Raw genomic sequence first — 18,812 nt, 5'->3', positions numbered from 1 at the left:
CGGGCACAACGCGGCCGGCACTGCGGAGTCCGGCCCCCGCTAGGGTAACCGCCCGCCCGCAAGGCCGCTGGCGGCCCGGGGCTCACCCCGAAACCAACCCCGACTGGTACGCGAAGACGACGAGCTGGGCCCGGTCCCGGGCTCCCAGCTTGCCCATCGCGCGGCTGACGTGGGTCCGCGCTGTCGCCGGGCTGACCACCAACCGGACGGCGATCTCCTCATTGTTCAGGCCCTCACCGACGAGGCCGACGACCTGGCGCTCCCGGTCGGTGAGCGCGTCCAGCCGGGGGTGCGGGCGAAGCACCCGGGACGGCCGGGTGGCGAACTCCCGCACCACCCGGCGGGTCACCGACGGCGACAGCAGCGCCTCCCCCTCGGCGACCAGCCGGATCGCGCGCAGCAGATCGGCCGGACGGGTGTCCTTGGTGAGGAACCCGCTCGCGCCGTGCCGCAACGCGTCGAAGACGTACTCGTCCAGCTCGAAGGTGGTGAGCACCACCACCCGGGTGCCGGCCAGGTCGGGATCGGCGACGATCCGCCGGGTCGCCTCGATGCCGTCGATGCCGGGCATCCGAATGTCCATCAGCACCACGTCCGGCCGTTCCCGGCGGGCCAGCTCGACAGCCCGCAGCCCGTCGGCGGCCTCACCGGCGAGCGCCAGGTCGTCCTCGCTCTCCACCAGCGCGCGCAGACCGAGCCGGACCAGATCCTGGTCGTCGGCGACCAGCACCCGGATCACCTGGTCGACTCCGCGGGCAGCCGGGCGTACACCCGGAACCCGCCGCCGGAGCGCGGCCCGGTGTCCAACCGCCCGCCCAGCGCCTCGACCCGCTCCCGCATCCCGGCCAGACCGTGCCCGTCCCCACCGTCCGACACCGCGGTCCCGGTGCCCGTACCCCGGTCGGTCACCTCGACTGTCACCTCGTCGGCGCGGTAGTCGACGGTCACCTCGGCGCTGGTCACCCCCGCGTGCCGCAGCACGTTGGTCAATGCCTCCTGCACCACCCGGTACGCGGTCAGGTCCACCAGTGCGCTCAACTCCCGAGGCTCGCCGGTCACCCGCGTCTCGACGGCGAGCCCGGCACCGGCGAGCCGGTCGCGCAGCGCCGGGAGCCGGGCCAGGCCGGGCACCGGCCCGCGCTCGGCACCCTGCCGTACGGCGCCGAGGGTGACCCGGAGCTCGTCTAGTGCCTCCCGGCTGGTCCGACTGATCGCCGTCAACGCGGTCTCCGCCTGTTCCGGCCGTTTCGGCAACAGGTGCAGGGCGATCTCCGCCTGCATGCTGATCGCGGCCAACCCGTGCCCCACCACGTCATGCACCTCCTGCGCGATGCGCAGCCGCTCCTCGTCGGCCTGCCGCCGAGCCTGCTCGGCACGGGTGCGGGCCTCCTCTGCGCGGGTACGCGCTGCCGACTCACGGCTGACCCGCACCACCACGCCCACCGCGAACGGTACGACCACCCAGGCCGACGCGGGCAGCACTCCCGCCCAGCCCGGCGCCGGACCTCGGGTGACGAAGACGTGCGGCACCAACAGGGCGAACGCGCCGCCCGCCGCGAGCACCGCCGACCGCACCGGCAGTCGCGCCGCCACCGTGTACACCGCGAGCAGGAACGCGAGCAGGATCGGTCCGTACGGGTAGCCGAGCACCAGGTACGTCGAGGTGGCCACGGTGACCGCGGCGAGGGTGGCCACCGGGGCGCGCCGCCGGGCCGTCAGGGCGAGCGCGGCGACCGCGATCAGCACCCGGCAGAGCGAGTCCACCGGCCTGGACCCGGGCTGGTTGTCTCCGGCCAGCCCGGTGGCGAGCAGCCCGAACGCGAGCAGCACCAGGGCCGGCACCGCATCCGGCCATCCCCACCGCCCACCTGGTCGCATGGCCGTCATTCTGCCCGCGCCGGAGGCACCCGTCGTGCGTCCAGCGGCGGCACCGTCGCTACGTCCGCCGACGTATCGGCCGCCACCAGCGGGGCCCGCCGCTTCTCCGCGCGCCGGGTCACGGCGGCGAGCCCGGCGGCGGACACTCCGATGAGCGATATGACTCTCAGGTATGAATATGACTCCGAGGTATATCGCCCATCGAGGTAGCCAGCTCGCACGGGCGACCGCGCCCTCGTCCAGCGGGCGGCCGTGCCGTCGTCAGACGCGCGGCCGGTCGCCGCCGGAACCGCCCGGTGCGCGGCCCGCGCGGCCGGCGACGGCAACGACCGCGGTCAGACGGCGGCGAGGACCGCGGCCTCCAGGCGGGCCCGGGTGGCATCGTCCGGCCAGCCGCCGACCAGGTAGAACGCGTCGACCACGTCGGCGCCGAGAGTGGAGATCCGGGCCGCGCGGACCAGTGCGCCCGCCTCGTCGAGCGCACACGTCACCCGGTAGAGCAGCCCGGCGGCGTCGGCGGCGCGCAACTCGAGCAGCACCGCGTCGGTGGCCGCCTCGCGGTGCCAGACGACCCGGGGAGCAGCCCCGCTGCCCCGGGCGGCGAGCGCCCGGCCGCGCAGCCGCTGGGTCACCGACACGTCGCCGGCGACGGCCCGACGCAGGTCCGCGCGGAGCGGGACCGGGTCCGGCGGAAGGCCGTAGCGGGGTTGCACCCGACACTCGACCAGGGCCCGGCCGTCCACCACCGAGGCGTCCGCGGAGATCACTTCCAACCGGTGCAGGGCCAGGCAGCCCGCCACCGTGGCGAGCAGGCCCCGCCGGTCGGCCGCGGCGACCGACACCTGGTCGCCGGTCAGGTGGACGACCGGCAGCGGCCCGGCCAGCAGCGCCGGGTCCGGGGTGGGCGGCTCCGGGAGTACGCCGGTGTCCAGCGCGGTGCGGACCCGGGCGACCAGTTCGGCGACGAGCCGACCCTTCCAGTCCGACCAGGCTGCCGGCCCGGTCGCCGCCGCGTCGGCGCGGACCAGCGCGTGCAGCAGGTCGAGGGTGCTGGTGTCCCCCACCGCCTCGGCCACCGAGGCGATGGTGACCGGGTCGGCCAGATCCCGGCGGGTGGCCACGTCGGGCAGCAGCAGGTGCAACCGGACCAGCATGCCGATCAGCTCGACCTCGGCGGGAGGCAGACCGATCCGGGTCGCCACCGCCTGGGCCAGTGGCACACCGACGGTGCTGTGGTCACCGGTGAGTCCCTTGCCGATGTCGTGCAGGAGCGCGCCGAGGAGCAGCAGGTCAGGGCGCTCCACGTCACGGGCGTGCCGGCTGGCCTCGTGGGCGGTCTGCACGAGGTGCCGGTCGAGGGTGTAGCGGTGCACCGGGTTGTGCTGCGGCAGGCTGCGCAACCGGGTCCACTCGGGCAGCCAGTTGTCGATCAGCCCGTACCTGTCGCAGGTCTCCCAGGCGGGCACCAGACCGGGACCCGCACCGAGGAGGGTGGTCAGGGCGGCCCGGGCATCAGCCGGCCAGGGCGCGGGCAGCGGGGGGCAGTACGCCGCCAGCCACTCACAGGTGGCTCGGGCGATCGGCAGGCGGGTCGTGGCAGCCGCGGCGGCCACCCGCAGGGAGAGGCTCGGGTCGGGCCGTGCCCCGATCGCCGTCCGGGCCAGCACCAGCTCACCGTCGTGCTCCACCACGTCGCGGGCCACCGGGCGGCGAACGGGGCGCGCACCACCGTTGCGGGAGCGCCCAGAGCGCAACCGGTCGGCGGCGCGGAACGCGTCGTCCAACGCGTGGCTGATCGTGCGGGCGTCACCGGCGACCCGGCGCAGCAGCGCGTCACCGTCTTCCACCACGGCGCCAGGCTGCCGCGCGGCGTCAGACACACCGGGCTGGAGTTGTCGCAGCCCGAGCAGGCGTGCCACTCCGTCGCGTTCCTGGGCGACCAGCCGGTCGACCCGGCGGCCGACCTGCTGGTGCAGGGCGTCGCGGGTGTCCAGCAGGCGCAGGTGGGCCGCGCGCACCGCGGGGCGCAACGCGTCGGTGATGCCGGCGGCGGAGATCGCCCGCAGCAGCCCCACGTCGCGCAGACCGCCGGCGGCCTCCTTGAGGTCACCCTCCAACAGGAAGGCCAACTCGCCGTGGGCCTGCCAGCGGGCCTCGGTCACCTCCCGCAGGCCCGGCAGGTGCCGGACGGCGGTGCGCCGCCAGTGATCGGCGGCGGTGCGGATCAGCGAGTCGGCCAGCGCCTGGTCGCCCACCACCAGGCGGGCGTCGAGCAGCCCGAGGGCGACCTTGACGTCGTCCTGGGCCACGGACAGCGCCTCGGAGACGGTACGCACCGAGTGGTCGAGCCGCAGGCCCGCGTCCCAGATCGGGTACCAGACGGAGGCGGCCACCTCGTCGATGCCGGGCACCCCGGCGTGCAGCAGGACGAGGTCGAGGTCGCCGTAGGGGGCACACTGTCGCCGACCCAACCCACCGACGGCGAGCAGCGCCACCCCGTCCCGCTCCGGGAGCAGGCCGCGCAGGAACACGTCGTACGCCGCCGCCCGGGAGAGTCGAGCAGCCTCTCCGATCCCCCCGGTAACGCCGACGACCTCGTTGACCAAGAGGTTCGCGTCACCATCGGCGGCGTGCCCTGACGCGTTCTTCCTGATCAACGAGGTCATGTCGTCGTCAGAGCGCGTCTAGGCCGCGCTCGCCGGTACGCACCCGGACGACCTCCTCGACACCGGTGACCCAGACCTTGCCGTCACCGATCTTGCCCGTACGGGCTGCCCCGACGATGGCGTCCACCACCTTGTCGACGTCGATCTCGTCGGTGAGCACCTCGACCCGGATCTTGGGCAGGAACTCGACCGTGTACTCGGCACCCCGGTAGACCTCGGTGTGCCCCTTCTGCCGCCCGTACCCCTGAACCTCGCTGACGGTCAGCCCGGCCACCCCGAGGGCGTGCAGGGCCTCCTTCACCGCGTCCAGTTGGTACGGCTTGATGACCGCGGTCACCAGCTTCATGTCCAACCCCTCCATCCCAGGAACGTTAACCGGCGACCTTTTCGCTGACCGGCTCGGCGGGCTCCGCCTCCGGCTTGGCACCACTCGTCGAACCGCCACCGGTGGTTCCGATGCCGGCCATCGCGAACGCGCCGCCCGTGCCGCCACCGGCCGGGGACAGGTCGTAGCTGCTCTCGGCGTGCTCGCCGATGTCGATGCCCTCGACCTCGGCCTCGGCCTTGACCCGGAAGCCGATCGTCTTCTCGATGACGAAGGCGAGCACCCAGGCGATGCCGAACGACCAGACGGTGACGATCAGGCCGGCGAGCGCCTGCCGCCCGAGCTGGGTCACGCCGCCGCCGTAGATGAGCCCGTCGGAGGCGCCCACCACGTCGCTGATGGCGGCGTTGACCGAGTTGGTGGCGAACAGGCCGAGCCAGAGCGACCCGATCCAGCCACCGACGAAGTGCACGCCGACGACGTCGAGCGAGTCGTCGTAGCCGAGCTTGTACTTGAGGCTGATGGCCAGCGCGCAGACGGCACCGGCGACGATGCCGAGCAGGACGGCGGCCCACGGCGCGATGAAACCACAGGCCGGGGTGATGGCGACCAGGCCGGCGACGGCGCCGGACGAGGCACCGACCATCGTCGGCTTACGGTCCTTGATCCACTCGACGGCGATCCAGCCGAGCACCGCGGCGGCCGTGGCGAGCTGGGTGTTAATGAAGGCGAGGCCGGCGACCGAGTCGACGGTCAGCTCGGAGCCGGCGTTGAACCCGAACCAGCCGAACCACAGCAGACCCGCACCGAGCGCGACCAGCGGAATGTTGTGCGGCTTCATGCCCTCGCGCGGCCAACCGAGCCGCTTGCCGAGCACCAGCGCCACGGCCAGGGCCGCCGCACCGGCGTTGATGTGCACCGCGGTGCCACCGGCGAAGTCCAGCGCGTGGATGTCGCCGCCGATGATGCCGCCGCCCCACACCCAGTGGGCGACCGGGAAGTAGACCAGGGTGGCCCAGCCGAAGGCGAACAGCAGCCAGCCGGCGAACTTGGCCCGGTCGGCGATGGCGCCGCTGATCAGTGCCACGGTGATGACCGCGAAGACCATCTGGAAGGCCATGAACACGTAGAGCGGGACCCCGATGCCGCTGGGGTTCTCCGCGGTGGCACCCCACAGGTCGGTCTCGGCGAGGAAGGTCTTGGTGCCGAGGTACGCGCCCGGGTCGCCCCAGAAGCCGTTCACGTCGGTCCCGAAGGCGACGCTGAATCCGTAGAACCACCACAGAATCGAGATGAGCCCGATGGCGGAGAAGCTCATCATCATCATGTTGAGTACGCCCTTGGCCCGGTTGAGGCCGCCGTAGAACAGCGCCAGTCCGGGGGTCATGAGCAGCACGAGCGCGGTCGAAACCAGCAGCCACGTGGTATTGGCGCCGTCGATCGTCGGTGCTTCAGGCACGCTGGCCTCCTAAAGGGTGAAGTCCTCCTTCGCGGCTTTCCGGGGCAGCGTCGCCCGTAGGCCGGTTGCGCGGAAGCTTTGTTGCCGGCTGTTTCACCCAGGGTCCCGCGCGGGTTTCCGGTTCGTGACAGGTTGTTTCGTACGTGTCACGAAGTCCGCACACTCAGCGGCATGGACGGTGGTGGATCGCCCGGACGGTGGACGTCGATGGCCGACCGGCCCGACCCATCGACCGGATCGCCCGACGGGACCGCCCGAGCATCGACCGGTCGCCCCTCAGCGGAGGGCGTTCTCCAGCGCGTGCCGCTCGTAGTCGAGCAGCCGGAGATCGCGCATCGGTCGGCGCAGGTGGCCCTTGTGCACGATCCGGACGAACGCCGGCTCACCGGCGGCGGCCATCCGGCGGATGCCCTCGACGTGGTCCACGATCCGCTTGCGGATTGTCCGGATCAGCCGGTGCCGGTCCCGGGGGATCAGCCCGTACGCGTCGGCGAAGAGTCGGAGCCGGCGGGGCCGGTCCGGGTGCTTCCAGCCCAGCGTGATCGAGTCCCGGTCCGCGAAGATCGGCACCCAGGTCCAGGCCGCGTACGCCACGTCGTAGATCCGTGCGCCGGGCGAGGCGAGGTCGAAGTCGATCAGCCCGAGGGTGCCGTCCGGCCGCCAGATCACGTTGTGCGGCGCGGCGTCGTGGTGGCAGATCACCTCGGTGTCCGGTGGCGGGGGGCCGAACGAGCGCCAGACCGCGTTCGGTGGCGGGGTGAAGCCGTACTGCGCGTCGTGGAACATCCGCAGCATCGTGGCGACGGTGACCAGCGCCTCGTCGGTCACCCAGTGCGGGGCGAGCGGGTACTCTCCGCACTCCCCCTCCAGGTACGACAGCACCTCACGGTTGCGCTCGTCCATGCCGAGCGCTCGCGGGGCGCCGGTGAAGCCCACGTACTCCAGGTGCCGCAGCAGGGCGTGCACCGACGGTGTCCACGGCCCGGCGTTGCGGCGGACCGTGTCACCGACGCGTACGACGGTGCTCACGTTGCCGCCGTGCAGCGGGATCTCCTGCGAAGTCACGTACGGTCTCCCGAGGCGCTGCGAAGGGTGGCCGGGTTCGCGCCAGCCCGCGTATGCGCGGTTGTCACTGGACACCCGAGACTACGCGTCCCGTCCGGCGGCCTCGGTCCCCAGCAACGCGTCCACGAACTGCGCCGGGTCGAACGGGGCCAGATCGTCCTTGCCCTCGCCGAGGCCGACCAGCTTCACGGGGATGCCGAGTTTGCGCTGCACCGCGATCACGATGCCGCCCTTCGCGGTGCCGTCGAGCTTGGTCAGCACCACACCTGTCACGTTGACCACCTCGGTGAAGACCCGGGCCTGCTCCAGGCCGTTCTGGCCCGTGGTGGCGTCCAGGATGAGCAGCGTCTCGTCGATGGGGCCCTGCTTCTCCACCACACGCTTGACCTTGCCCAGCTCGTCCATCAGGCCGACCTTGTTCTGCAGTCGGCCGGCGGTGTCGATGAGCACGGTGTCCACGCCGGTGTCGATGCCGCGCTTGACCGCGTCGAAGGCGACACTGGCCGGGTCTGCGGCCTCGGGCCCCCGCACCGTCTCCGCTCCGACGCGCGAGCCCCAGGTCTCCAACTGGTCGGCGGCGGCGGCCCGGAAGGTGTCCGCGGCGCCGAGCAGCACGCTGCGACCGTCGGCGACGAGCACCCGGGCGATCTTGCCGCAGGTGGTGGTCTTGCCGGCGCCGTTGACGCCGACGACCAGGACCACCGCCGGCACACCGTCCTTCGGAGCGGTCCGCAACGACCGGTCCATGCTCGGGTCGAGGGCGTTGACCAACTCGGCGGCGAGCAGTGCCCGCAGCTCGGAGGCCGAGCGGGTGCCGAGCACACGGGTGCGCTCGCGGAGGCGGTCGACGATGTCGCGGGTGGCGTCGACGCCGACGTCGGCGGTGATCAGGCTGTCCTCGATCTCCTCCCAGACGTCCTCGTCGAGGTGGTCGCGGGCGAGCAGGCCGAGCAGGCCCTTGCCGAAGACGTTCTGCGAGCGGGACAGCCGCGAGCGGAGCCGGACCAGCCGCCCGGCGGTCGGCTCGGGCACCTCGACGGGCGCCTCGACGACCGGCGGCGGCTCGACCAGGACGCCGGTGGACAGATCGGACTCCGGTGCCTCGACCGGCGGGCCGGCGAGATCCTCCTCTGCCCTGGTGTCGACCTCCGTGCGCGGCAACGGGGGCTCGGGTCGCCGCCGCAGTCGCGGGACGACCAGCCCGACTGTGCCGGCGATCAGCACACCGAGCAGGACCAGAGCGAGGACGAGATATTCGGCCATGCCGGAATCCTGTCAGATGCGGGCGGCCGCGTCCCAGCCACCGCACCCCGAGCGGTGCCCGTGGTCTCCGCCACCGCCCCCCGAGCGGTGCCCGGGGTCTCCGTCACCGCGCCCCGAGCGATGTCCGGGGTCTCCGTCACCGCGTCCCGAGCGATGCCTGGGGTCTCAGCCACCGCATCCGGCCGGTGCTGGAAACCGGCGGTAGGCTCGGCCGCATGCCCGCCGCACACCTCCTCATCGGCCCACTCCTGCGGCGAGTGGTGGACACCCGAGCGACCATCTGGGTGGAGACCGCCGCGCCCGCCGTGGTCACCGTCCGCACCGCGGGCGGCGCCACCGGCAGCGCGCCCACCTTCTCGGCGTACGACCACCACTACGCGCTCGTGGTGGTGGAGGGGCTCACCCCGGACAGCGAGACCACCTACGAGGTGCTGGTCGACGACGAGCTGGTCTGGCCGGTGTCGAGCAGCGGCTTCCCGCCGAGCGTGATCCGCACCCGGGCCGCCGACGACCGCGACCAGCCGGTCAGCCTGATCTTCGGCTCGTGCCGGGAGACCACCCAGCACGCCACCACCCGTAAGTTGCCGCCGGACGCGCTGGACGCGTACGCCCGAAGGCGGATGGCCGACCCGGAGTCGAACCCGCTGCCGGATCTGCTGGTGCTGCTCGGCGACCAGGTCTACGCCGACGTCACCTCGCCCACGGTGCGCCGGTTGCTGCGTCGGCGGCGTCGGCGTCCGAAGGGCGCCCCGGCCGACCAGGTGGTGAGCTTCGACGAGTACACCAAGCTCTATCTGGAGTCCTGGCGTGACCCGGAGATCCGTTGGCTGCTCTCCACGGTGCCGAGCGTGATGATCTTCGACGATCACGAGATCATCGACGACTGGAACACCTCGGCGGCCTGGCGGGCGGACGTCCGCGAGCAGCCGTGGTGGCAGGAGCGGATCGGCAGCGGGCTGGCCTCGTACTGGGTCTACCAGCACCTGGGCAACCTCTCCCCCGACGAGATCACCGCCGACCCGGTCTTCGCGAAGGTGATCGCCGCCGAGGACGCGACGGGCGTGCTGCGCGAGTTCGGGCACCGGGTCGACCAGGAGTCGGACGTGGCGCACGACACGGAGCGCTGGCGCGCGGTGCAGTACCAGTGGAGTTACGCACTGGACCTGGGGCGTACCCGCCTGGTCATGCTCGACAACCGGTGCAGTCGGGTGCTCGACCCGGGCAGCCGGGCGATGCTGCCACCGGGCGAGTGGTCCTGGTTCCTGGACCAGGCGCACGGGGTCTACGACCACCTCGTGGTCGGCGCCTCGCTGCCCTGGCTGCTGCCGCAGGGCATCCACCACATCGAGGCGTGGAACGAGAAGCTGGCGGAGTCGCGTCGCCCGTGGGTGGCGCGCGGGGCGGAGAAGCTGCGTCGCGCACTGGACCTGGAGCACTGGGCGGCGTTCCGGCGGTCCTTCGAGGGGCTCGCGGAGACCTTCGCCAGGATCGGCACCGGCACTCCGAGGGAGTCCGGCGCGCGGATCGGCGCCGGTCCGGCGTACGCCCCACCTGCGTCGATCAGTGTGCTCTCCGGGGACGTGCACCACTCGTACGTGGCCCGGGCCCGGTTCGGCGACCCGGCGGTGGTCACGCCTGTGCACCAACTCACCTGTTCACCGATCCACAACCAGGTGCCGGCCGGTATCCGTCCGCTGATGAAGATGGGGTGGTCGGCTGGTCCGGCCGGTGCCACCCGGGCGCTCGCGCGTTCCGCCGGTGTGCGCCGACCGAGCGTGCGGTGGCGCAAGCTGGCGGGGCCGTACTTCGGCAACGCGGTCGCGACCCTGACGCATCGGGGGCGTGGGGCGGACGTGGTCATCGAGGGCACCACGAAGGACGGGCACCTACGCACCGTGATGCGGCGTCGGCTGTCGGCCGCCTCGCCACCGACCTCGCCGTAGTCTCTACGGCGTGGAAGAGCACCTGCCGGAACCGATCAGGGCGGTCGAGCACGAGTTGACCGCCCTCCTGCGTCGTGGGCGGGCGGTCTCCTGGGAGATCGCCCGCGAGGTGCACCCGAACCTGGAGCCGAACACCTACGGGCTGCTGCTCTGGCTGCGTCGCAGCGGTTCGATCCGGTTGACCGAGTTGGCGGCGCGCCTCGGTGTGGGCAAGGGGACGTTGAGCCGACAGATCAACGCCCTGGAGGTCCTCGGCCTGGTCCACCGCGATCCGGATCCGAGTGATCGTCGGGCCGCGCAGATCAGCCTCACCGAGGAGGGGCAGCATCGGTTCGACGTCGCCAGGGCTGCCCGGCTGGGCGAGTTCGTGCGTGCGCTGGACGGCTGGCCGGAGCGGGACATCGAGGAGCTCGCCCGGCTGCTCGGTCGGCTCAACGATTCCTGGTCCTGAACCCGGGGTGACGGGGAATACGCCACCTGCTCCCCCGGTTGTTGCCTGAGGCAACCAAGCATACGGTTGCCCCAGGCAACTCTCAGGCGGCCCGCATGTCAGCCCGCCGCCGTTCCACATCGACTCCACTCGGAGGCACCAACGATGAGCCAGGCGACAGCGCCCACCAAGGCGACCGCCGTCGACATGACCCATCGGCAGATCCTGGAGGCACTCTCCGGCCTGCTGCTGGGCCTGTTCGTCGCGATTCTCTCTTCCACGGTCATCTCGAACGCGCTGCCGCGGATCATCACCGAACTGCACGGCGGCCAGTCCGCGTACACCTGGGTGGTCACCTCAGCCCTGCTCGCGACCACCGCAACCACCCCAATCTGGGGCAAACTGGCCGACCTGACCAGTAAGAAGACACTCGTTCAGCTCGCCCTGGGCATCTATGTGCTGGGCTCGGTCCTGGCCGGCCTCGCCCAGGGCACCGGCGAACTGATCGCCTGCCGCGTGCTTCAGGGCATCGGCGCCGGCGGGCTCACCGCACTGGCCCAGGTGATCATGGCCACGATGATCGCGCCTCGCGAGCGGGGCCGCTACAGCGGCTACCTCGGGGCCGTGATGGCCGTCGGCACCATCGGCGGCCCGCTGATCGGCGGCGTGATCGTGGACACCTCCTGGCTCGGCTGGCGCTGGTGCTTCTACGTCGGGGTGCCGTTCGCCATCGTGGCGCTGATCGTGCTGCAGAAGACCCTGAACCTGCCCGTGGTCAAGCGGAAGGCCCAGATCGACTGGTGGGGCGCCACGCTGATCACCGCGGCCGTGTCGCTGCTGCTGATCTGGGTCTCGCTCGCCGGTGACCAGTTCGCCTGGGCGTCCTGGCAGACCGCCGCCATGGTCCTCGGCGCGCTGGTTCTCGGCGCCCTGGCGATCCGGGTCGAGACCCGGGCCGCCGAGCCGATGATCCCGCCGCGCCTGTTCCGCAACCGCACCATCACCCTCGCCGTCGTCGCCAGCATCGCGGTCGGCGTGGGGATGTTCGGCGCGTCGATCTTCCTGGGCCAGTACTTCCAGATCAGCCGCGGTCAGAGCCCGACCATGTCCGGCCTGATGACCCTGCCGATGATCCTCGGCCTGCTGGTCGCCTCCACCGTGATCGGACGGGTCATCACGAAGACCGGCCGCTGGAAGCGGTACCTGGTGATCGGCTCGGCGCTGCTCACCGTCGGCTTCGCGCTGATGGGCACGCTGCGCGCGGACACCAGCTTCGCCCTGCTCAGCGTCTACATGGCAGTCATCGGTGTCGGCCTGGGCATGACCATGCAGAACCTGGTCCTCGCCGTCCAGAACACCGTCGGCCCGCACGAGCTCGGCGCCGCCAGCTCGGTGGTCGCGTTCTTCCGCAGCCTCGGTGGCGCGATCGGTGTCTCCGCCCTCGGCGCGGTCCTCGCCCACAAGGTCAAGGACTACACCGCCGACGGCCTGGCCCAGCTCGGTATCCCCGCGTCCAGCTCCGGCTCCGGCGGCGCCCTGCCCGACGTGCACACCCTGCCCGCTCCGCTGCGGGCGGTCGTGGAGAGCGCGTACGGCCACGGTGCCGGCGACATCTTCCTGACCGCCGCGCCCTTCGCGCTGATCGCGTTGATCGCTGTGGCCTTCATCAAGGAGGTGCCGCTGCGGCAGCACAACGGCGACCCGGTTTCGGCGGAGGTCGAGCGGGAATCGACAATCGCTGCCGGCGCCGGCGCGGTCGTTGTCCGTACCGGTGAGCAGAGGTGAGGTAGAGCCATGAGCGTGGGAGCACCGGACCGCGAGGAGTACGGCCCCCGGACCCGACCGCTGCCCTTCGAACGGGGCACGGACGGCCCTCGGGTGATCATGGTGGGCGTCGACGGCACCCGCACCTCCGAGCGGGCCGGCTCCTACGCCGCAGGCCTGGCCCGCCGGCAGGGCGCCTCCCTGGTCGTGGTCTTCGTCAGCTCGGCGAGCGGCCTGACCGCCCTGGTGCCCGGGATGGACGCCGGCGCGGTCCAGCGCACCCACGACGAGCTGGCCGACGAGCTGCGCCGCGAGTGCCGGCGCGGGGCCGAGCAGTGGGGCATCCCGGTGACCTTCGTCTGCCGGCGCGGCGACGCGTACGGGGAGTTGTGCGCCGCGGCCGACGAGTTCCAGGCCGACATGCTGCTGGTGGGCGCGTCCGAGCAGGCCGGTCACCGGCTGGTCGGCTCGGTCGCCACCCGCCTGGTGCGGGCCGGTCGCTGGCCCGTCGTCGTGGTGCCCTGATAACCCGTCGCGGGATGTCGGGCGTGCCGGGCAGGATGCGCGTCATGACGTGGACCGCACCGGAGATCACCCGGACCCCCGAACCGTACGTCGGCGACGAGCGCACCATGCTCGACGGCTGGCTCGACTACCACCGCCAGACCCTGCTGCTCAAGTGCTCCGGGTTGACCGAGGAGCAGTTGCGGACGCCGAGCGTGCAACCCTCCGGGCTGACCCTGCTCGGCTTGGTCCGACACCTGGCCGAGGTGGAGGCCTGGTGGTTCCGGGAGAACTTCGCCGCCCAGCCTGTCGACTACCCGTACTTCACCCCGGAGACGCCGGACGCCGACCACGACGTCAGCGAGGCCGACGCCGAGGCGGACTTCGCCGTCTTCCACCGGGAGGTGGCACTGGCCCGCGAGGCCGCCGCCGGTCACTCGCTCGACGAGACGTTCACCGAGGTCGGCCCGAAGAAGCGCACCTTCAACCTGCGCTGGGTGTACGTGCACATGATCGAGGAGTACGCCCGGCACAACGGCCACGCCGACCTGATCCGGGAACGCATCGACGGCGTCACCGGCGAGTGACCGGCGCTCAGTAGTCCAGGGCCGCCCGCAGGTAGCGCAGGTCGGCGTGACCGCCCCAGCGGTGCGCCGACAGCCCGGCGGCGCGGGCGCCCCGGACGGCCCAGTCCTCGTCGTCGACGAAGAGGACGCGGGCCGGCGCGGTAGCCAGCGCCACGCAGGCGCCCTGGAAGTACTCCGGGGCGGGCTTGTGCACACCGAGCGTCGACGAGTTGACCACCACGTCGAACTCACCGACCAGGCCGAGGTCCGCCAGGTCGGCGTCGAGCAGGTCGGTGGCGTTGGTGGCGAGGCCGACGGTGATGCCGGCGGCGCGCACCTCCCGGACGAAGTCGAGCACCTCGGTGTCCACCTCGCCCCGGTAGCGCTGCCACTGCTCCACCGCCGCCCGGGCACGGTCCGGGCCGCCGGCCGGCTCGGCCAGCGCATCGGCCACGCTGTCCACCCACTGGGCGTGACTGACCTGGCCGGTGAGCACCGGCCGGAGCCGGCCCCACTGCATGGCGATCTCGAGGAGAACCCCGTCGGCGAGGCCGTACTCCCGCTCCACTCCGGCGGCCACCGCCGGGTCGAACCGGCGCAGGACGCCATCCAGATCCAGCAGGAGCGCCGTCGCGCGTTCCCGAGCCACTACCCGTTCTCCTCGCCGCGGCCCTGCCGCTCGTCGTCCTCGTCGGCCCTGTTGAGCCGTTGGCTGATCACCTGGGTGACACCGCTGCGCATGGTGACCCCGTAGAGCGCGTCGGCGATCTCCATCGTCCGCTTCTGGTGGGTGATGACGATCAGCTGACTCTTCTCCCGCAACTGTGCCATCAACGTGATCAACCGGCCCAGGTTCACGTCGTCCAGGGCCGCCTCCACCTCGTCCATGATGTAGAACGGGCTGGGCCGGGCACGGAAGATCGCCACCAACATGGCCACCGCGGTCAGCGACCGCTCGCCACCGGAGAGCAGCGACAGCCGTTTGATCTTCTTGCCCGGTGGTCGGGCCTCCACCTCGACGCCGGTGGTGAGCAGGTCGTCGGGCTCGGTGAGGATCAGCCGGCCCTCGCCGCCGGGGAAGAGCACGTTGAACACCTGCTCGAACTCCCGGGCGGTGTCCTCGAACGCGCTGGCGAAGACCTCCAGGATCCGCTCGTCCACGTCCTTCACCACGGTGAGCAGGTCCCGGCGGGTGGCCTTGAGGTCCTCCAACTGCTCGGAGAGGAACTTGAAACGCTCCTCCAGCGCGGCGAACTCCTCCAGCGCGAGCGGATTGACCTTGCCGAGCAGGGTCAGCTCCCGTTCCGCCTTGGCGGCCCGCTTCTCCTGCACCGGCCGCTCGTAGCGGACCGGCTCGGGCACCGGCAGGCCGTCACGTTCGGCAGTGGCGATGTCGACAGGGGTCGGCGGGACCGGCTGCGTCGGGCCGTACTCGGCGACGAGCGTCTCGACGTCCAGCCCGAAGTCCTCGGCGGCCTTCGCCTCCAACTGCTCGATGCGCAGCCGTTGCTCCGCGCGGGCGACCTCGTCGCGGTGGACCTGGCTGGTCAACCGTTCCAGCTCCGCGCCGAGCCGCTTGGCCGCGCCGCGTACCTCCTGGAGCTCCGCCTCGCGGGCGGCGCGCTCCCGGGCGACCTCGTCGCGGTGGTCCTCGGCCGTCGCGATCGAGGTGGTGAGCCGGGTCAGCGCCTCCCGGGCGCCGCCGGCGACGGCCCGGGCGATGCCGGCGCCCCGGGTGCGCGCGGCCCGCCGGGCCGCGGCGCGTTCGCGGGCGGCCCGCTCGGCGGTGGCCTGCCGCGCGAGGGAGTCGGCCCGGCCGGCGATCGAGGAGACCCGCTCCTCTGCGGTACGCACCGCGAGCCGGACCTCCATCTCGTTCTGCCGGGCCTGCGGCACCATGGCCGCGAGTTGATCCCGTTCCTCGGTGGAGGGCTCCGCGTCGACAGGGGTCTCCTCGGCCAGCCGCAGCCGCTCCTCCAGCTCGTCGAGCGCGGTGAGGTCCCGTTGCCGGGCGGCCTCGGCCCGGGACCGGGACTCGCCGAGCCGGTCGGTCTCCGCCTTCGCCGAGCGGGCCGCGGCGCCCAGCTCGGCCAGCCGGCGGGCGGCGGCGTTGCGGTGGCTCTCCGCCTCCCTCTTCTCGGCGGCGGCGTGTTGCACGGCCTCCTTGGCGGCGGCCACCTCGGCACGGGCCTCGACGAGCTGGTCCCGCAGCTCCGCGCCGGCGCGTTCGGCGGTCAGTCGGTTGGCGCGAGCCTCCTCGACGGCCGCCTGCACCTCGATGAAGCTGGGCGCCTTGGCCGACCCGCCCGCCGCCGCGTACGCCCCGACCACATCGCCGTCGGGGGTGACCGCCCGCAGCTCGGGGTTGCTGGCGACCAGGTCGGCGGCGGCGGCGAGGTCGTCGACGAGCGCCACGTCCCGCAGGGCCCGGTGCACCGCCGGACGCAGTTCCGCGCTGCACTCCACCAGATCGGGGGCCCACCGGGCCTCGTCCGGCAGCTTCGGGCGCAGCGCGTCGGCGGAGCCGGTCATGCCCGGGCCCGCCGGGCTGCCGACGAGCAGGCCGGCCCGGCCGGCGTCGGAGATCTTGAGCAGGCGCATGGCCTCGACGGCCTCGTCCACCCCGCTGACGGCGACGGCGTCGGCGAGACCGCCGAGCGCGGCGGCCAGCGCGGCCTCGTGGCCCGGCGCGACGGTGAGCAGTCCGGCGAGGCTGCCGAGCAGGCCGGGTACGTCGTCCGCGCGGGAGAGCAACGCCCCCGCGCCGTCCTTGCGCCGCAGCCCCAGCGCCAGCGCCTCCTCACGGGCCTTCCAGGTCGCGGCGTCCTTCTCGGCCGCCCGCTCCGAGTCGGCCAGCGATCGTACGGTCGCCTGTGCCTGTTCCTGCGCGGCGACCGCCTCGGCGTGCCGGGCGTCCAGGTCCGCGTTGTCCCGGTCGGCCTCGGTGGACTGTGCGGCCACCGCGTCCAGCTCGGCCTGTGCCTGCTCGGCGCGGCCCAGCGCGTCGGCGTGCGCGACCGCGAGTCGTTCGATCTCCTCGCTGGAGCTGGTGGTGCGGGCGCGGGCCGAGTTGACCTGACCGGTCAGCTTGGCCATCCCCTCCCGCCGGTCGGCGATGGCCTTGGCGGCGGCGACTAGTTCCCGTTCGGCGGCGGCGAGCTGCCGTTCCAGCTCCTGCCGGTATTCGACGGCCTCGGCCAGCCGGATCTGGTCGTCGGTGAGCGCCGCGCGCAGCTCCTCCTCCTGCTCGCGGACCCGCTCCGCCTCCGCCTCCAGCTGGTCCGGGTCGCGGCCGGGCCGCTCGTCGTCGCCGGTGGCGCTGAGGTGCCGCAGCCGTTCCCGGGCCAGCTGTTCGATCGAGCGGAAGCGTTCCTGCAGGGCCGACAGCTTGTACCAGGTGTCCTGTGCGGCGGCGAGCAACGGCGCGTCCTCGGCCAGTGCGGCCTCCAGCTCACCGAGCCGGCCCTGCACCTCGACGTGCTCGCCCTCGATCTGTTCGCGCCGCTCCCGCAGCGCGGTCTCGTCGGCGATCTCCCGGTCCAGTGTGGTGCGCAGGGTGGCCAGGTCGTCGGCGAGCAGGCGGAGTCGGGCGTCGCGCAGGTTGGCCTGGATGGCCGCGGCGCGGCGGGCCACCTCGGCCTGCCGGCCCAGTGGCTTGAGCTGGCGGCGCAGCTCGGCGGTGAGGTCGGTGAGGCGGTTGAGGTTGGTTTGCATCGCGTCGAGCTTGCGCAGGGCCTTTTCCTTGCGCTTGCGGTGCTTGAGGACGCCGGCCGCCTCCTCGATGAACGCCCGGCGGTCCTCCGGCTTGGCGTGCAGCATGCCGTCGAGTCGGCCCTGCCCGACGATGATGTGCATCTCCCGGCCGATGCCGGAGTCGGACAGCAGCTCCTGGATGTCGAGCAACCGGCAGGAGTTGCCGTTGATCTCGTACTCGCTCTCACCCGAGCGGAACATCCGGCGGGTGATGGAGACCTCGGTGTACTCGATCGGCAGCGCGCCGTCGGTGTTGTCGATGGTGAGGGTGACCTCGGCGCGACCCAGCGGCGCCCGACCGGCGGTGCCGGCGAAGATGACGTCCTCCATCTTGCCGCCGCGCAGCGCCTTGGCGCCCTGCTCGCCGAGGACCCAGGCGATGGCGTCGACGACGTTGGACTTGCCGGAGCCGTTCGGGCCCACCACACAGGTGATCCCGGGCTCCAGCTTCAACGTCGTCGCGGAGGCGAAGGACTTGAACCCCTTCACCGTCAGACTCTTGAGATACACCTTCTCGATCCTCGTCCGGTGGCCGCCCCGGCTCTGGGGACCTGGGTGAACTCGCAGACTAACCCGGTGGTGGAAGCGGGCCGGCACGCGACCCGCCCCGGCTCGGCCACATCAAGGGCGTGAGGCGCGCACGCACTGTTGTTCCGGCGGTCGCGATAATGGCGAGAGCAGTTCATGATCGGCTTATCCGCCGGTGCGTTATTCGGATGCGGCGGGGATGGTTCCCGCCGCATCCGATCGCAAGATCACAAATCGTCGACCCCGAAAAGAACCGGACAGTGTTGCGCGCCGGCACAGGACGTGTCGGCGCGCTTTTCTGCGATGGTGCGATTCAGTTTTGTCGACCTGGAGATCAGGTCAGCGCCGGCTCGGCCAGACGGAGCAGATCGTCCGCCTCCGCCGCAGCCGCCGCGAGCCGATCATTGTCGGCACGCAGACGCGTGATCTCGAACTCCAGTGCCTGCACCCTGGCACGCAGCCGGGTGACCTCGTCGAGCAGACGCCGATCGGGCGCTGCACCTACGTGGCCGTAGAGGGCCTTCGCCATGCTGACTCCTTGATATGCGCTGCCGGAAAGGCCGGCCAACGCGCGCCCATTTGTACGCGGCTGTCATTCCAGGCTGTATCTGGGCATGACCGGGCGCGACTGGCGACACCTATATATTGAGCCGCAAACCCCTCCTTCG

At 72.2% G+C, this 18,812-nt stretch carries 15 protein-coding genes; 5 read left to right on the top strand and 10 right to left on the bottom strand.

The features are described 5' to 3' along the window. Nucleotides 1–82: 82 nt before the first annotated feature. The 7 genes from O7631_RS12075 to ftsY all read right to left on the bottom strand — a co-directional run bounded on the left by O7631_RS12075 (nt 83) and on the right by ftsY (nt 8,656). A complete protein-coding gene (locus tag O7631_RS12075) occupies nt 83–739 on the bottom strand; it encodes a response regulator transcription factor (RefSeq protein WP_278144319.1) in 657 nt (218 codons plus the stop codon). Further along, on the bottom strand, nt 736–1,878 hold the full coding sequence (locus tag O7631_RS12070) for a sensor histidine kinase (RefSeq protein ID WP_278144318.1): 1,143 nt from the start codon (nt 1,876–1,878) through the stop codon (nt 736–738). Before O7631_RS12070 ends, O7631_RS12075 begins: the two co-directional genes overlap by 4 nt. 335 nt (nt 1,879–2,213) lie before the next feature. Next, on the bottom strand, nt 2,214–4,544 hold the full coding sequence (locus O7631_RS12065) for a [protein-PII] uridylyltransferase (protein WP_278144317.1): 2,331 nt from the start codon (nt 4,542–4,544) through the stop codon (nt 2,214–2,216). Between the two features lie 7 nt (nt 4,545–4,551). Further along, nucleotides 4,552–4,890: a P-II family nitrogen regulator gene (locus tag O7631_RS12060; protein WP_172862163.1), complete on the bottom strand. Its 339-nt coding sequence runs from the start codon at nt 4,888–4,890 to the stop codon at nt 4,552–4,554. Nucleotides 4,891–4,915: 25 nt separating this feature from the next. Further along, nucleotides 4,916–6,328: an ammonium transporter gene (locus tag O7631_RS12055; RefSeq protein ID WP_278144316.1), complete on the bottom strand. Its 1,413-nt coding sequence runs from the start codon at nt 6,326–6,328 to the stop codon at nt 4,916–4,918. Nucleotides 6,329–6,604: 276 nt separating this feature from the next. Next, a complete protein-coding gene (locus tag O7631_RS12050; protein ID WP_278144315.1) occupies nt 6,605–7,468 on the bottom strand; it encodes an aminoglycoside phosphotransferase family protein in 864 nt (287 codons plus the stop codon). A gap of 6 nt (nt 7,469–7,474) precedes the next feature. Further along, nucleotides 7,475–8,656, bottom strand: a complete 1,182-nt coding sequence (gene ftsY / locus O7631_RS12045; protein WP_088991059.1) for a signal recognition particle-docking protein FtsY — start codon at nt 8,654–8,656, stop codon at nt 7,475–7,477. 215 nt (nt 8,657–8,871) lie between these two features. On the opposite strand from ftsY, the gene O7631_RS12040 reads away from it, so the two are divergent. From O7631_RS12040 to O7631_RS12020, 5 genes are all read left to right on the top strand, one after another. After that, the gene (locus tag O7631_RS12040) at nt 8,872–10,599 is read left to right on the top strand and encodes an alkaline phosphatase D family protein (protein WP_278144314.1); all 1,728 of its coding nucleotides are present in this window, start codon (nt 8,872–8,874) and stop codon (nt 10,597–10,599) included. Nucleotides 10,600–10,609: 10 nt separating this feature from the next. After that, the gene (locus tag O7631_RS12035) at nt 10,610–11,050 is read left to right on the top strand and encodes a MarR family transcriptional regulator (protein ID WP_278144313.1); all 441 of its coding nucleotides are present in this window, start codon (nt 10,610–10,612) and stop codon (nt 11,048–11,050) included. Nucleotides 11,051–11,194: 144 nt separating this feature from the next. Next, entirely contained in the window at nt 11,195–12,814 is a 1,620-nt protein-coding gene (locus tag O7631_RS12030) for an MDR family MFS transporter (RefSeq protein ID WP_278144312.1), read from the top strand. Nucleotides 12,815–12,823: 9 nt separating this feature from the next. Beyond that, on the top strand, nt 12,824–13,318 hold the full coding sequence (locus tag O7631_RS12025) for a universal stress protein (RefSeq protein WP_269680660.1): 495 nt from the start codon (nt 12,824–12,826) through the stop codon (nt 13,316–13,318). Between the two features lie 44 nt (nt 13,319–13,362). Then, nucleotides 13,363–13,884 carry a DinB family protein gene (locus O7631_RS12020; RefSeq protein WP_269680661.1) on the top strand — a complete coding sequence of 174 codons (522 nt, stop codon included), beginning with the start codon at nt 13,363–13,365 and terminating at the stop codon, nt 13,882–13,884. Nucleotides 13,885–13,891: 7 nt separating this feature from the next. Here O7631_RS12020 and O7631_RS12015 read toward each other — a convergent pair whose 3' ends face one another. From O7631_RS12015 to O7631_RS12005, 3 genes are all read right to left on the bottom strand, one after another. Then, a complete protein-coding gene (locus tag O7631_RS12015; protein ID WP_269680662.1) occupies nt 13,892–14,512 on the bottom strand; it encodes an HAD-IA family hydrolase in 621 nt (206 codons plus the stop codon). Next, nucleotides 14,512–18,126 (bottom strand): chromosome segregation protein SMC, encoded by a 3,615-nt coding sequence (gene smc / locus O7631_RS12010; protein ID WP_278144311.1) that lies wholly within the window; start codon nt 18,124–18,126, stop codon nt 14,512–14,514. Before smc ends, O7631_RS12015 begins: the two co-directional genes overlap by 1 nt. A gap of 352 nt (nt 18,127–18,478) precedes the next feature. Next, nucleotides 18,479–18,673, bottom strand: coding sequence for a hypothetical protein (locus tag O7631_RS12005; protein WP_007456482.1), 195 nt, complete (start codon nt 18,671–18,673; stop codon nt 18,479–18,481). Nucleotides 18,674–18,812: the final 139 nt, after the last annotated feature.

The sequence above is a fragment of the Micromonospora sp. WMMD967 genome (assembly GCF_029626165.1).
Lineage (GTDB): Bacteria > Actinomycetota > Actinomycetes > Mycobacteriales > Micromonosporaceae > Micromonospora > Micromonospora taraxaci.
This window is presented reverse-complemented; position numbering and strand designations above follow the sequence as displayed.

Coding starts and splice junctions, on each gene's coding strand:
- O7631_RS12060 (WP_172862163.1), bottom strand. CDS start 4,890: ATGAAGCTGGTGACCGCGGTCATCAAGCCGTACCAACTGGACGCGGTG.
- O7631_RS12025 (WP_269680660.1), top strand. CDS start 12,824: ATGAGCGTGGGAGCACCGGACCGCGAGGAGTACGGCCCCCGGACCCGA.
- O7631_RS12030 (WP_278144312.1), top strand. CDS start 11,195: ATGAGCCAGGCGACAGCGCCCACCAAGGCGACCGCCGTCGACATGACC.
- O7631_RS12040 (WP_278144314.1), top strand. CDS start 8,872: ATGCCCGCCGCACACCTCCTCATCGGCCCACTCCTGCGGCGAGTGGTG.
- ftsY (WP_088991059.1), bottom strand. CDS start 8,656: ATGGCCGAATATCTCGTCCTCGCTCTGGTCCTGCTCGGTGTGCTGATC.
- O7631_RS12070 (WP_278144318.1), bottom strand. CDS start 1,878: ATGCGACCAGGTGGGCGGTGGGGATGGCCGGATGCGGTGCCGGCCCTG.
- O7631_RS12020 (WP_269680661.1), top strand. CDS start 13,363: ATGACGTGGACCGCACCGGAGATCACCCGGACCCCCGAACCGTACGTC.
- O7631_RS12005 (WP_007456482.1), bottom strand. CDS start 18,673: ATGGCGAAGGCCCTCTACGGCCACGTAGGTGCAGCGCCCGATCGGCGT.
- O7631_RS12065 (WP_278144317.1), bottom strand. CDS start 4,544: ATGACCTCGTTGATCAGGAAGAACGCGTCAGGGCACGCCGCCGATGGT.